The sequence below is a fragment of the Lactobacillus sp. UMNPBX4 genome (genome assembly GCF_002554115.1).
In the GTDB taxonomy this organism is placed as follows: domain Bacteria; phylum Bacillota; class Bacilli; order Lactobacillales; family Lactobacillaceae; genus Lactobacillus; species Lactobacillus gallinarum.
This window is the reverse complement of the sequence record NZ_PCZF01000042.1, coordinates 1-14,290: the sequence shown is the minus strand read 5'-3', so window position 1 is coordinate 14,290 and position 14,290 is coordinate 1. Positions and strand designations below refer to the sequence as shown.

Annotated in this window: 9 protein-coding genes and 2 pseudogenes; 8 read left to right on the top strand and 3 right to left on the bottom strand. The window is 38.7% G+C overall.

Translation table 11 applies throughout. The features are described 5' to 3' along the window. Positions 1 to 19 precede the first annotated feature (19 nt). Complete coding sequence (locus CP355_RS07890) at positions 20 to 901, bottom strand: LysR family transcriptional regulator (RefSeq protein ID WP_098044285.1); 882 nt, start codon at positions 899 to 901, stop codon at positions 20 to 22. A gap of 160 nt (positions 902 to 1,061) precedes the next feature. On the opposite strand from CP355_RS07890, the pseudogene CP355_RS07885 reads away from it, so the two are divergent. Further along, positions 1,062 to 1,477: pseudogene (locus CP355_RS07885) on the top strand (DapH/DapD/GlmU-related protein). Between the two features lie 26 nt (positions 1,478 to 1,503). Here the strand turns inward: CP355_RS07885 and CP355_RS07880 are convergent. Beyond that, complete coding sequence (locus CP355_RS07880) at positions 1,504 to 2,877, bottom strand: amino acid permease (RefSeq protein WP_098044284.1); 1,374 nt, start codon at positions 2,875 to 2,877, stop codon at positions 1,504 to 1,506. Between the two features lie 322 nt (positions 2,878 to 3,199). Between CP355_RS07880 and adhE the strand changes: the two genes are divergently transcribed. Then, complete coding sequence (gene adhE / locus CP355_RS07875) at positions 3,200 to 5,824, top strand: bifunctional acetaldehyde-CoA/alcohol dehydrogenase (RefSeq protein ID WP_098044283.1); 2,625 nt, start codon at positions 3,200 to 3,202, stop codon at positions 5,822 to 5,824. Between the two features lie 194 nt (positions 5,825 to 6,018). Continuing rightward, on the top strand, positions 6,019 to 7,830 hold the full coding sequence (glmS, locus tag CP355_RS07870; protein WP_098044282.1) for a glutamine--fructose-6-phosphate transaminase (isomerizing): 1,812 nt from the start codon (positions 6,019 to 6,021) through the stop codon (positions 7,828 to 7,830). 405 nt (positions 7,831 to 8,235) lie between these two features. Here the strand turns inward: glmS and CP355_RS07865 are convergent. Further along, a pseudogene (locus tag CP355_RS07865) lies at positions 8,236 to 8,541 on the bottom strand (amino acid permease); the annotation flags it as partial. Positions 8,542 to 8,772: 231 nt separating this feature from the next. Between CP355_RS07865 and CP355_RS07860 the strand changes: the two are divergent. The 5 genes from CP355_RS07860 to CP355_RS07840 all read left to right on the top strand — a co-directional run bounded on the left by CP355_RS07860 (position 8,773) and on the right by CP355_RS07840 (position 14,276). Continuing rightward, positions 8,773 to 10,332: a Rib/alpha-like domain-containing protein gene (locus tag CP355_RS07860; protein WP_098044281.1), complete on the top strand. Its 1,560-nt coding sequence runs from the start codon at positions 8,773 to 8,775 to the stop codon at positions 10,330 to 10,332. A gap of 66 nt (positions 10,333 to 10,398) precedes the next feature. Beyond that, positions 10,399 to 11,412, top strand: coding sequence for an MBG domain-containing protein (locus CP355_RS07855; RefSeq protein ID WP_098044280.1), 1,014 nt, complete (start codon positions 10,399 to 10,401; stop codon positions 11,410 to 11,412). After that, positions 11,367 to 12,200: an MBG domain-containing protein gene (locus CP355_RS07850; RefSeq protein WP_233187015.1), complete on the top strand. Its 834-nt coding sequence runs from the start codon at positions 11,367 to 11,369 to the stop codon at positions 12,198 to 12,200. Before CP355_RS07855 ends, CP355_RS07850 begins: the two co-directional genes overlap by 46 nt. Before the next feature lie 347 nt (positions 12,201 to 12,547). Continuing rightward, complete coding sequence (locus CP355_RS10595; protein ID WP_233185824.1) at positions 12,548 to 12,712, top strand: LPXTG cell wall anchor domain-containing protein; 165 nt, start codon at positions 12,548 to 12,550, stop codon at positions 12,710 to 12,712. A gap of 331 nt (positions 12,713 to 13,043) precedes the next feature. Then, the gene (locus tag CP355_RS07840; RefSeq protein ID WP_098044278.1) at positions 13,044 to 14,276 is read left to right on the top strand and encodes an acetate/propionate family kinase; all 1,233 of its coding nucleotides are present in this window, start codon (positions 13,044 to 13,046) and stop codon (positions 14,274 to 14,276) included. Positions 14,277 to 14,290 lie beyond the last annotated feature (14 nt).

The window sequence follows — 14,290 nt, the reverse complement described above, 5'->3', positions numbered from 1 at the left end:
AAATCCCATTGATAGAATATCATAGAAATCTATCAACAGGATTTATCATAGAGCCGAATAATTCGGCAACGGGTGATAAGTTAGTCTCATGTTTCCAGATAACCGTGATTGGTTCACTTAAAGCTGGGGATATTGGCCTAAATGTTAAACCCGATTCGCTAGAAGTATTAGCAATTTTATCTAGTGTTAACATCATAGCCGCATTGTTTTTAACTAGTAAAGTTCCGTTAAAGCTTAGGTTGACCGTTCCGATGAAATTGACGTCGTCTTTGTAATTGCCAAGCCAATTATCGAAATAGTGCATCGTGTCAGCCTGTTGAGAATTTAAGACGGTTCTGCCAACCAGATCCGCTGGGGTAATTGCCTTCTTTTTAGCCAAAGGATCGTTCTTAGTCATTAATACGCCCCATACGTCTCGTTCTGGCAATTGAATGGAAGCATAGTTTGAAAGGTTAACATTACCAATGATAGCCGCAAAATCGACTGTACCGATGTTTAACTTCTTTTCAGCGAATTCATAGTCACCACTTAGAATATGAATTTTAACTGTAGGGTAGTCCTGAATAATGTTACTTACAATATTCATCAGTCTTTGCATCCCAACACTTTCGCCGGCAGCAATAGTTAAATCACCACTGATTACAGCTGATGATTGCAGGTTGCTCTTAGTTTTGGCAGTTAAAGCTAAAATTTCTTTTGCTTGCTCTAATAAATATTGTCCCGAAGGTGTCAGAGTTAAATGGCGTGGTTGGCGGTTGAATAACTTGACCCCTAATTCGTCTTCCAAATCCGCAATCTGGCGTGATAAAGCAGGCTGAGAAACTAATAATTTCTGTGCCGCTTTCGTCATGTTTAACTCTTGCGCTGTGGCAACGAAATAATTTAAAACTCTTAATTCCATATTTTAACCATAAATAAAAGTTATTATACGTGATACTTAATAAGTTTTTTACATTACTTACTTTACCTTTTAAACTAAAAATGAGCAAGAAAAGGAGTAGCAGATTATGAAGACCCAAGATAAAGAACTTATTCAAGAAATTGTCGAACAAAATTAGCGCTTGTTGCAGAACTTGAACGCGCAGCGTCATTATGAATGTGAAGCGCGGCAATTAATCAGTGAAATCACAGGACAAAAAATCCCCAAGAGTACAGAAATTAGATTGCTATTTTACACGGATTACGGCCACAATATCAAAATAGGTGAACGCGTCTTTATTAACTCCAATGTAATGATGGTTGACTTAAGTGGCATCACCATTGAAGACGATGTTTTAATTGGACCAGGTGCATATCTTCCTTCCGTTACCACGGTTTAAAACCTAAGCAGAGAAAAGAACTCGAATTAAAGCCAGTACTTATCAAGAAAAATGCCTAGATCGGTGCCAGGGCTACCATTCGTCCAGGCGTAATTGTGGGTGAAAACACAGTAGTTGCCGGCGTACCTGCAAAAATTATCAAAAAAATAGACGAATAAAAAAACGCAACATTGTCGCGTCTTTTTTAAGCTTCTTTTTTGTCACTCCAGAGTTTGGAGATTAAGTACAAGATGATGAAAGTAATGATAGCTGAAATCATTGGGATGCGGTAGCTTGGTAAAATCAAAAGCAAGATGATCATCAATACGAAGAACAATAGAATCAAATAATCAACGTAAGGGAAGCCAGGCATTTTGAAGTCATTTAACTTATTTTCAGGTGTTTTTCTTCTGTAAGCAATGTGAGTCAAAACCATTAAGCACCAGATGATCAAGAACATACTTGTTGAAGTAGATGAAATAAAGTTAAAGGCTTGATCGCCGATAATCAAGGTAATCAGTGGTGCGCAGGCCATAAATAATGCTGACAAAATTAAAGCATTTTGTGGCAACTGCCGTCTTGATAGGTGACCAAAAGTTTGATTCCACTTGCCCTTGCCGTGGAAAGTAACGGAGAACAAAAGTCGTCCCGCACTGTATAAAAAACTATTAGTGGAGGAGACTGCTGCCGAAATTACTACGAAGTTAATAATTGAACTGGCATTGCGAATACCGGTTGCACCTAAAGCTTGCACAAAAGGACTAGAGTTAGTTGAAACTTTTGACCAAGGAATAACCAATAAAATTCCTAAAATCGCCATCACGTAGAATAGGATAATTCTGATTGGCAATTGATTGATTGCGCGTTTTAATGTGGTTTCTGGATTTTGAGCTTCAGCTGCCGTTAAACCAATTAATTCAACCCCAATAAAACTGAAGATTACCATTTGGAATCCTTGTAAAAAACCGTGTGGACCACGAGCGAAAAATCCGCCATGATCATCTAAATTAGCAAAAGCTACAGGCCCGAAACTTGTTTTGCCACCTGTAATTAATAGATACAAAATCAATAAAACGAAAGCGACGATCGTAATAATTTTGATAATAGCAAAACTAAATTCCAAATTACCAAAAACACGCGCCGAGATTAAATTGATGATTAATAAGGCAACAATGGTAATAATGCCAGGTACCCAAGGCTTTAAAGTTGGGAACCAATATTTGAAATAAATACCTAAGGCGGTAGTTTCTGCCATTCCTAAGGTGATCCAACTAAGCCAGTATAGATAACCAGTGATAAAACCGATGTTTTTACCCAGATATTGTTCAATAAAATCAATGTAAGTATGCTTGTTGAGGTCGGACATAATCATTTCGCCTAAGGCTCGCATAAGCAAGAATAGGAAAATACCTACAATGATATAGATCAAGATAACGCTAGGCCCGGCCCTATGAATACTGTCACCGACACCTAGAAAAAGACCGGTTCCGATTGTTCCTCCCAAAGCAATTAATTGAATGTGAGCATTGCTTAGGGTTCTTTTATATCCAGAACTAGTCTCTGATTTTTTCTCACTCATATATTTCCCCCATATTCTCGGTTTTCTCACATGTACTTAATATTTTATCATTTTTGCAATCGAGCACCAGTGATTATAGGAAAGCTTTAAAAAAATTCAGAAGAATAAGAAGAATAATATAAATTAATATGTTTGTTAATTCACAAACTAGCAAAAATAGCAACCGCTTTCATTAGTCTGAGAGTAAATTATAGAGTGATTTTTTATGCTTGTTCACTAGTGAATTACGTAAATTATGGCGTTTACTTTTAGATTTATTGTGCTATAGTTGACATTGTAAATTAGTTCACAAGAATTAGTAGATCTTAGAGGTAATAAAATAATGGCTAAGACACAACCAAAAGAGACTCAAACAGAGGAAGAGAAGAAAAAGCAAATTTACGACATGGTTGATAATTTAGTAAAAAGATCACATGTTGCATTAGACCAAATGGCTAACTTCACACAAGAACAAGTTGATAAGATCTGTGAAGCAGTTGCTACTGCAGGTGAACAAAATGCTTACCCACTAGCTAAGATGGCTGTTGAAGAAACTAAGCGCGGTGTAGTAGAAGACAAAACTACTAAGAACATGTACGCTAGTGAAAATATTTGGAATAGTTTACGTCACGAAAAGACTGTTGGCGTAATTGAGGAAGACAAGGAATTAGGTTTAACCAAGATTGCTGAACCTAAAGGTGTTATTGCCGGTGTTACTCCAGTAACTAATCCAACTTCAACTGTTATCTTCAAAGCTATGCTTGCTTTAAAGACTAGAAATACTATTATTTTCGGCTTCCACCCACAAGCTCAAAAGTGTTGTGTAGAAACTGGTAAGATCATTCAAGCTGCAGCCGTTGCTGCGGGTGCTCCAAAAGATGCAATTCAATGGATTGAAGAACCAAGTTTGGATGCTACTACTGATTTAATGAATAACCCAGGTGTTCAAACCATTTTAGCTACAGGTGGTCCTGGTATGGTTAAGGCCGCATATTCATCAGGTAAGCCAGCCATCGGTGTTGGTCCTGGTAACGGCCCATCCTACATTGAAAAGACTGCTAACATTGACCGTGCCGTTTACGACATTGTTTTGTCAAAGAACTTCGATAACGGTATGGTTTGTGCCTCTGAAAACTCAGTTGTTGTAGATGATGAAATCTACGACCGAGTTAAAGAAGAATTCAAGAAGTGGAGCTGCTACTTCTTGAACAAAGAAGAAATTAAGAAGTTTGAAGAACACTTCATCGATCCAAGACGTGGTACTGTTGCAGGTCCTGTAGCTGGTAAGTCAGCTTATGAAATTGCTAAGCTCTGCGGCGTTGATGTACCAAAGGAGACCAAGGTTATTGTTGCTGAATACAAGGGCGTTGGTAGAAAATTTCCACTTTCAGCTGAAAAGCTTTCACCAGTCTTCACTTTATACCGTGCTAAAGATCATGATGATGCTTTCAGAATTTGTTCAGAATTGCTTGATTACGGTGGTCGTGGTCACACTGCTGGACTTCACTCAAGTGATCAAAAAGTAATCAAAGAATTCTCAATGAAGATGGATGCATGCCGTATCTTGGTTAACTCACCAGCTGCTCTTGGTGGTATCGGTGACCTTTACAACAACATGCTTCCATCACTTACCTTGGGTACTGGTTCATATGGTGCCAACACCTTCTCACATAACATCGGTGCTCGCGATTTGCTTAACATTAAAACTGTTGCCAAGCGTCGTGACAACATGCAATGGGTAAAGGTTCCTTCTAAGACCTACTTCGAACACAACGCAGCTAACTACTTACGTCACATGCCAAACGTTAACCGTTTCTTCATCGTTACTGATGAAGGCGTAGCTGACCAAGGCTTTGCCGATGAAATTACCGACATTATTTCTAAGCGTCGTGGTCAAAAAGAATACGAAGTCTTCAAGGCCGTAACGCTTGATCCAAACACCGACGTTATTAAAGATGGGGTTCACAGAATGAACATCTTTAAACCAGACGTTGTCATCGCCATCGGTGGTGGTTCAGTAATGGACGCTGCTAAGGTAATGCGTTTATTCTACGAAAATCCAGAAATGAAGTTTGAAGAAGCTTATCAAAAGTTTTTGGATATCAGAAAAAGAGTAGTTCGCTTCCCAAAGATTAACGGCGTTCAACTTGTATGTATTCCAACCACTTCAGGTACTGGTTCAGAAGTTTCACCAATCGCTGTCATTAGCGATGCTAAGACTGGTATTAAGCACACCCTTTGTGACTATGCTTTGACCCCAGATGTTTCTATTGTTGATGACCAATTCGTACAAAAATTGCCCAAACGCTTGATTGCTTGGTCAGGCTTTGAAGCTTTAGGTCACGCAATCGAAAGTTACGTTTCAACTATGGCTACTGACTTTACTCGTGGTTGGTCACTTGAAGCTATTAAGATCATCTTCGCTAACTTGAAGAAGTCATATGATGGTGATCTTGATGCTCGCAAGAAGATGCACGATGCAGCTACTATTGCTGGTATGGCATACTCAAACGCATTCCTTGGCTTGGAACACTCAATTGCCCACACTGTTGGTTCAACCTTTGATATTCCAAGTGGTGTCAGCGATGCTATTGCTTTACCACAAGTTATCCGCTTCAATGCTAAGCGTCCAGAAAAGCTTGCTATGTGGCCTCATTACTCAGTTTACCGTGCTGACAAGGATTACGCAGAAATTGCTAGAGCTATCGGTTTGACCGGTTCAAGCGATGCTGAATTGATTGAAGAATTAGTTCAAAAGATTATCGATTTAGCTCAATCAGTTGGTATCAAGATGGCATACAAGGATTACGGTGTTGATGAAAATGAATTCAATAAGAAGGTTGACCAATTAGCTGTTGAAGCTTACGGCGACCAAAATACTGTAACTAACCCAGTTGCTCCATTAATTAGTCAAATTGCTCAATTGATGAGAGACAGCTTTGAAGGTAAGGATATTAAGACTAAGTAATTTGAATTTACACATACAAAATGGCGATCAGTATATTAAAACTGACCGCTGTTTTTTTGCTCTAAAATCGATTATACCAATTTCGATAATAATCACTTGACCGCTTTGGCAAAAAAGAATATTATTGCAACTGTAACAATGAAATCAAACTAGTCCACTGTCAAAAAGTGAACTAGACCAAAGGAGAAAAATTTATGTGTGGAATTGTTGGGGTTGTTGGTAAACCAGCAAGAGAAATTATTCTAAGCGGATTAACAAATTTGGAATACCGTGGCTATGATTCAGCTGGTATTTACTTGAATGATTTAAATGGAAATGAATATTTGACTAAGGCTGTTGGCCGTATTTCAAACTTAAAAGAAAAGTTGACTCCAGATGAACAAGGTTTGGTAGGTATTGGTCATACCCGTTGGGCTACTCACGGTAAGCCAACTGTTGACAATGCTCACCCTCACTTTGATGAAACTAAGCGTTTCTACTTGGTTCACAACGGTGTGATTGAAAACTTCGCTGAATTGAAGGAAAAGTACTTACAAGACGTACACTTCCACTCAGATACTGATACTGAAGTGGTTGTACAATTAATCGGTAAGATTGCACGCGACAAGAATTTGGATGGCTTTTCAGCATTTAAGGAAGCTTTGAAGCTTGTTAAGGGTTCATACGCATTCTTGCTTGTTGATAATACTGAACCAGATCATGTCTTTATCGCTAAGAACAAGTCACCAATGATGCTTGGTATCGGTGATGGTTTTAACATCATTGCTTCAGATGCTATTTCAGTAATGGACCAAACTAAGACTTTCGTTGATTTGCACGATGGGGATGTTGGTGACATTACTAAGGATTCTTACACTATTGAAACTGTTGATGGTAAAAAAGTTGACCGTGAACCTCACGTTTTGAACATTGATCCAAACGCAGCTTCAAAGGGTGCTTACGAATTCTACATGCTTAAGGAAATTGATGAACAACCTGGCGTAATGCGTCACATGTCACAAAACTACCTTGATGAAAATGGTGAACCAAAGGTTGATCAAGATATTCTTGATGCTATTTCTAAGGCAGACCGTTTATACATCTTCGCTGCCGGTACTAGTTACCATGCAGGCTTAGTTGGTAAGACTCTCTTTGAACATTACACTGGTATTCCAACCGAAGTTGGTTTGGCTTCAGAAGCTGGCTACCACTTCCCAATGATGAGCAAGCACCCATTCTTCATCTTCTTGACTCAATCAGGTGAAACTGCTGACTCACGTGTTGTTTTGAAGGAAGTTAACAAGCGTGGCATTCCAAGCTTAACTATGACTAACGTAGAAGGTTCAACTCTTTCTCGTGAAGCTACTTACACAATGCTCTTGGGTGCTGGCCCTGAAATTGCCGTTGCTTCAACTAAGGCTTACACCGCTCAGATTGCTTTACAAGCTGTTCTTGCTAAGGCTCTTGGTGAAAAGTTGAATAATGAAAATGCTAAGGATTGGGACTTGCGTCAAGATTTGGCAATGGCTGCAGAAGGCATCCAACAAATCGTTGACGGTAAGGAAAAGATCAAGAAGCTTGCAGATGACTACTTGATTAAATCAAGAAATGCATTCTACATTGGTCGTGGTATTGACTATGCTGTTGCTCTTGAAGCTGCTCTTAAGTTGAAGGAAGTTTCATACATCCAAACTGAAGGTTTTGCAGCGGCAGAACTTAAGCACGGTACTATTTCATTAATTGAAAAGGGTACTCCGGTAGTTGCTTTGATTAATGATCCAGTTACTGCTGATCTTACTCGTGGTAATATTCAAGAAGTTGTTTCTCGTGGTGCTAGTGTAATTACTATTGTTGGTAAGGACTTTGCTCGCGAAGGCGATGACATTGTTTTGCCAGAAATTAACTACTACATGTCAGCACTTTTGACAGTTGTACCTGCTCAACTTCTTGCATACTACGCTTCTAAGGATAAGGGCTTAGATGTTGATAAGCCACGTAACTTAGCTAAGAGTGTTACTGTTGAATAATTAATATTTGAATAAAACTAAGGATAGCGATGGTGAATGTGCCATCGCTATTTTTAGTTAAGATAATTCATTGAGATATTTTTGTACGGACTTAAAAAACTTGCTATAATAGTAATGAAAAAGAGGTCGGCAAATGAGCCGAATTCTAGCATTAGTTGTAACGCATCTGATACAGACACGAAGGCGTCTTCTTTCTATTAGGATAGGAATACGAGTTAAAAATCACTCATAAGCACTATCTCCTTGAAGGATTGCCACCGCTTCAGCTTTTCTACGGATAAAATTATACTAAATTCGAATATACGTTCACAAGCGAACAAAGTAAATTTATCGTAAATCTCGAGTAAAAATAAAAGGGACCGAATCAATTTGATTCGATTCCTTTTTGCATCTAATTGTTTTTAGCTATTTCTGCCGCATTTTAGCTAAATATTGTTGGTGCTTTTGTTCTGCCTTTTCGTCTTTTTCAATAAAGAAGTAGGCGACAGCAGCCAAGACACCGACTACAACACCAACCAAAATTGTCTTCCAAGTGAAGTTAGTAACCATGTAGCAGGAAATTAACAAAGCCAAGATTGGAATTGTGTAACCGCCAGGAAGCTTGAAGCCATGGTTAGGGAATTCATTGATGTGCTTGAATTTGATAACTGCCAAAATTGATGGCACGTATTGAACAAAGGAAGCAAGAACGATGCAGGATACCAAGAAATTGATAATTGTAAATAGAATAATTAAGCCAATAGCTGTCCCATAATAAACAACTGCGTTGTTGTATACTGGCCAAAAATTGGCGAATATTTCTACGAAAACTACGCTTTAGCTTATGCTCTAGGAATTACGGCTGGTGTTAGTGATTGGACTGCGCCAAAGAGTTTATATACCACTAAAACTAATAAATTTAAGCTGAATTTAACTTATACCAATGGATTTGATCAGCTTGCATTGCCTAATGCGGATAAGCAAGAAATCGAAGTTAACTATATCACAGCACCTAGTTTAAAAGACGATCCCATTTATATCTTTAATGCCGGCGGTGATGCAAGTCCAACTCTTAACATTTCTATCGATGGCAGGCCAACTAAATATCCAATAGCAAATCTCGGGTTACAATACCCTGTAGCCGTTGGTCAAAATAAGCAACTAATCCAACAGGCAGTTAATGGCAGTGATTTTAAAAATCAGGTTAAGATTACCTTAACTGATGGCACGCAAATGTCTGCTAGTCAGTTACAATTAGCTGGAACTAATCAGACTAGTGCCGACATGAATTCTGGTAAGTTTCATTTGATTATCAATACAACTTTTAACAATGGGTTTACTGATGCTGGTCAGCCACTAATCTTTGCTAATCCAGACAGTCAAGATCCGGGAGCAACGCAAAAGTTTGCTAAGGCTGTGAAAAAAGCATATAAAGATTTAGGCTGTGCTCAAACTAAACCAGTAAACGTTGGTACTTTACCACAAATAAAATGGCAAAGAATTAAGGAAGATGCCTTTGCCATCATGACTTCTGTAAAAAATATAAAGAATGAAGTAGTAGATCTTACCAACGGCCCTACAAGTTACACAGAGAATGACGGTCGCAACTTAAGCAATTTTGTTGAAAAACCTGTAACAGTTAAAGGTGGTCCTCATGGGACTATTAATGTAATTAATAATTTACTCTCTGGTGGCAATAAAGTTTGGCCTGCTGGAACTACCTTTGAATGGCAGGGTGACAACGGCGAAAAGAGTCTGGTTCTAGACAAAGCCGGAGAAACCAGGAACGGTAATATTGTAATTACTTTGCCAAGTGGTTCAAGGTATACGGTTAAGGATATTACGCTTACTACCAAGGCTAATGTAAAGGCCGAGAGTAGAACAATTGATTATGGTACGAAGTTAACGGCTAAAGATCTTGTTACTAACACGGATGTCTTTCCAGAAGGTACTACTTTCCAATACGTTGGTAATGAATCTAATTGGATGAAGCCAGGTTCCTACAATGATGTTCAGATTACTGCTACGTATTATGATCAAGGAACTAAGAAAAATATTGTTACTCCAGTAGCTCACTGTAATGTAGCCATTAATGACAGTCGCCGCATTACGGTCTTAAAGGGCTACACTGCTTATAATAGTGGTCCTGCTGACAATAAGAATAAGGTCCCAGCAAATCAATTTGTATTCCCAACTTGGAATTCAGAAAATACATCTCTTTCTAGCAACGCATCAATAGCATATGCAGATGCAGCTTCTGTTTATGAAGCAAAGCCAGTTCACACGATTTTGTATATTCCTGATGAAGTTCAAACTAGAACACTTACTGCTCATTTTAAGATTGCTGGTGGTGAACATAATGGGGAAACTATTGCTCCAGATGCTCAAGTTCAAGTATTCTTTAAGAAAGCAGGTACTTTAGATACAGCTACTAATAAGATTGTTTACACTGGTAATTGGGCTCCAGATTGGGATGCAGGCGACGAAGCTACTCCTGGTTTCCACGTAATTTCAGGATCTTGAAGTTTACTACCTAAGGGTAATGACGCTTCTATTGGATTGACTTCTCCTAGTCGTGATGGTTACACCGTGGCTAACATTAGATATGATGGTTCATACTCAACTTTCACATTTGCAAACCCAAATTACAACTCTAATACGGTCTATATGAATAATGATAATGATGTTTGGTACATGAGAAATGACTTAACTACTTACTATGTTCCAAATTCATTATTAAATAAGAGTGTTACAAGAACGATTACCATTAAGGAACCAGGTCAAGCAGATCGCACAATTACGCAAACTGCCAAATTAAGCAGACAAGTTAAAGTAAATGGTGATGATACTGGAGTCACCTTTGAAGGCTTTGATGGTAGTGGTTGGAAAGCTGATAGTAACTGGGGCGTACAAGATGTTCCAATTCATGCTGGCTACAACATTTCTGTCACTCAAACAGTTAAAGGAGGATCTACCTCAACTCCACTTCAACTTGTAAATGGTCAAATCCCTGCCGAAACAGTAAACGGTGATACTAAGAATACGCAAATTGTTGTAACTTACGGTGCTACTGCAACTGCTACAGCAACTCTTGGCAAGGAAGGTAGTCGCGATTATGATGCAAAGACTACTTCAGTAGCTGATGTTTTGAGCAAGTTAGGTTGGACTGATAGTGGTTTTGTAAAGAATCAAACATTGAAGTCAACTGACTTAACTGCTAGTGACTATGCTTGGTTCACCAAGAATGCTGATGGTACGTTCACTGCTATGACTGGTGATCCAATCAATGCAGGAACTTACTACTTGAAGCTCAAGGATAGTTTAGAAGCTAAGCTGAAAGCGGAAAATCCAAACTACAACTTAACGATTAATGGTGAATTTACTTACACAATTAATCCTGTAAGTGGTACTGCAACTTTAAGTGGTTCAGCTTCTAAGATTTACGATGGCAAGGATATTTCACTTGATGACTTGAATAGTCCTGATGGTGATATTGAAGCTAAGTTTACTTTCCCAGGTAGCATGATACTTACAAGTTACATGCAGGTGACTACACCATTGAAAATAATTCAGCTAAGGCCGATGACTACACTGTTAGCCTAAGCACTGATGGCCTCGCTCGCTTGCAAGCTGCTATTGATAATTACGCAGGTGCAGGTAATGTAACTCCTGCTGCTAAGGATTTAAGTAGCAATGCAAGCTTTACAATTAAGCAAAAAGACTTAACCGTAACTTTAGACAAGAAACCAAATACCACTCCTGGTAAGACTTACGATGGTCAAACAGCAACAATTGACGATAATGATGCTCAATTTACTGCAGCTGGTTTAGTTGAAGGTCAAACTTTGAATGTTGCTAACTTGACACCTAGTGATTATGAGTGGGTTGATAAAGATGGCAAGAAATTGGATAAAGTTCCAACCGATGCTGGTACTTACTACATTGCTTTAACTCAAGCTGGTGTAAAGCAATTGCAAAAGGATAATCCAAATTACAAAGTTAGCGAAAGTGGTCAGTTTGCATATGTAATAGCTAAAGCAGAGGCTAAAGTTGAAATTAATGGAAGTTACGAAGGAACTTCAACTGCTCAGGATGCGAAGATCTACAGAAATGCTGTAGTTGACGAAGTTACTGGTAAAGTAACTTATGGTGCTTGGTCAACTGGAAATTGGGGACCATTCACTACACCAACGATTGATGGATATACTCCAACAATTGCAAGCATAGCGACTAAACCTGTAACTTATGGTACTGATCCAGAAAGTGTTGATATCACTTACACACCAAATGCTCAAACAACCAACATTATCTACAAAGACGAAGATGTCAAACCATTAAGACTGACAAAGTTGACGGTAAGACCGATGAAACTGTTGATGTTCATTCAATAATTCCAGCAGGTTGGAAGCTAATTGATGGTCAAGACGTTCCTGAAACTGTGAAATTTGGACCAAATGGATTCCTGTTGTAATTGAACACAAGACAATCACAGTAACTCCAGAAACTCCTGAAGATAAGATCCCAACAGGTAAGGTTCCAGTCAAGACTCCAAATGAGACTTCAGATGATACCGAAATCGATACCACTCCGAAGGATCAAGATCTTGAATCTGGTCCAGCCGTAATTAAGGGCTACGAAGAAAACAACGCATCTTTATATGAAGATATGAATAATTCTGCTCCAGCTAGAAACAATAATTCAATTTCACCAAAGGGTGCTGATACATACGCTTCAACTAATGCCCCCAGCTAAGGCTGCTTCAGCCGAAACTGAAGAAAACAGTGGCAAGCATGAATTACCACAAACCGGTAAAAAGCAAAATGAAGCTGGTATCTTCGGTATCCTTGCAATGGTTTTAGGCCTCTTTGGTTTAGCCGATCGCAAAAAGAAAAAGGATGAATAATCATCCCTTTGAATAAAACAAGACTCTGACGCAAAACTGCGTTGGAGTTTTTGTTTGCTCAAAAATTTTGTTATAAATTGAACAAAGTAGAATATATTTTTTATATTTTCCAAAAAATAGACATAATATTGATATTTATCAAAATATGATTTTGACAGTTTTACATCTCGAAAAAATGATTGCAATTATTACCTATATAACAATATATTTGATTGACTTTGCTGTTTAATTGAATTTTTGAAAATCATTTGACTGGCTATTCTAATAAGCTATACTATTAAGTGAAAATTCACTTGTGAAAAGTATAACTAATATTTAGGGGATGTAGTTAATGAGAAAAGTTTTGGCGGTCAATTCGGGGAGTTCGTCATTCAAGTTTAAATTATTTTCATTGCCTGATGAAAAGGTAGTAGCACGAGGAATGGCCGATCGTGTAGGTCTGGCAGATTCTACCTTTACAATTGTGTTAGCTAATGGGGAGTCACATAAAAAGCAAATTGCTATTCCAGATCAAGAAGCTGCGGTAAATTTATTGATTAATGACTTGAAGAAATATCATGCTGTCGAGAAATTGCATGAGATTGTTGGGGTAGGACACCGTGTGGTAAATGGCGGTGAATATTTTAAAGATTCAGCCATTATTAACAAGGATAATTTACAAAAGATTTGGGATTTAGCTGGTTTTGCACCTTTGCACAATCCTGCCGAAGCTAAGGGAATTGAAGCCTTTATGCATGTCTTGCCAGATGTGCCGCAGGTAGCCGTGTTTGATACCTCTTTCCACCAAACATTAGATCCTGTGCATTATCTGTATTCTATTCCTTATGATTATTACAAAAAGTATGGTGCGCGGAAATACGGTGCTCATGGCACCTCCGTGCATTACACTACCTTGGAAGCAGCTAAGATGATGCAACGCGATGTGAAGGACTTAAAGCTAATTATTTGTCACTTAGGCTCCGGTTCTTCGATTACCGCTGTTAAAAATGGCAAGTCTTATGATACTTCAATGGGCTTTAGTCCCTTGTCCGGAGTAACTATGGGTACGCGGTCAGGCGATATTGACCCATCTCTTGTGCAACACTTAATGCATAAAACCGGAGATTCAATTGATGAGATGATTGATATTTTGAATAAAAAGTCTGGTTTAATTGGACTCTCTGGTATTTCTTCAGATATGCGTGACTTGAAATATAACGATGATCCGCGAGCTGTTTTGGCACGCAAGATCTTTATCAATCGTGTTGTGCGTTATATTGGTTCATATCTTGCTGAAATGGGCGGCGCCGATGGAATAGTCTTGACCGCAGGCGTTGGTGAAGGCGACGTAGAAGTGCGCAAGCAGATAATGGATGCCTTTAGGTATATGGGTGTAAAACCTGACTATGAGGCTAATAAGAGCAATGGCCGGAAGTTTATCACTAAGCCGGATTCCAAGATTCAAGTGATGATCATCCCAACTAATGAAGAGTTGATGATTGCCCGTGATGTTGTCCGTTTAATGAAAAACGCCCGAAAATCCCCGTATTTTAATGCGGGGATGGATAGGGCCAAGCTGACCTAGCAGTCAGCTTTTTT